Annotated in this window: 1 protein-coding gene; it reads right to left on the bottom strand. The window is 43.2% G+C overall.

Translation table 11 applies throughout. The features are described 5' to 3' along the window. The coding region (gene rapZ / locus GMD4S_RS09715) for an RNase adapter RapZ (RefSeq protein WP_000163038.1) at positions 1-784 on the bottom strand (784 nt) is incomplete at its 3' end. Between the last annotated feature and the right edge of the window lie 8 nt (positions 785-792).

The following is a 792-nucleotide window of genomic DNA, read 5'->3' as shown; positions in this document are numbered from 1 at the left end:
TACGGTGCTGTCCACCTGTACATCCTACTGCAATGGTTAAAACAGACTTGCCTTCTTTTTTGTAACTTGGCAAAATGGGTTCAATCAAAGCGAGTAAGTGCTGATAGAAACTTTCAGACTCTTCATGATTCATCACATAGTCATAAACTGCTTGATCCTCACCTGTCTGATTGCGGAGTTCCGGAAGGTAGTATGGATTTGGCAAAAAACGGACATCAAAGACCAAGTCTGCATCGATAGGAATACCATACTTGAATCCAAAAGACATGACCTCGATACGGAAAGACTGGGCTTGTTCTTGGTCTGAAAATTGCTCAGCAATGGTTTTACGAAGTTCACGTGGGGTGAGTTCTGTCGTATCCACCACATTTTGGCTCATGTTTTTCAAAGGTGCCAAAAGTTCACGTTCCAGCTTAATGCCATCTAAAATTCGACCATCTGCAGCAAGTGGGTGACTCCGTCTGGTTTCCTTGTAACGGGCTACCAATTCCTTATCTGCTGCGTCTAAAAAGAGGATTTTGAAGTCCAAATCATCTTGGTTTTCCAATTCATCCAAAACAGCCTGAATCTCTGAAAAGAAGGAACGACTACGCATATCGACTACTAGGGCTAACTTATGGTCATCATCCTTGGTCTCTACCAACTGCAAAAACTTTGGCAAGAGGGCTGGCGGCATATTGTCAATGGTAAAATATCCCAAATCTTCGAAGGACTGAATGGCTACTGTTTTCCCTGCGCCACTCATCCCTGTCACAATCACCAGGTGAAGTTGTTTCTTTGTCATCTATCTCT

The sequence above is a fragment of the Streptococcus sp. GMD4S genome (assembly GCF_000296955.1).
Note: the sequence above shows the minus strand (reverse complement) of the source record. Positions and strands in the feature narration are given on the sequence as shown.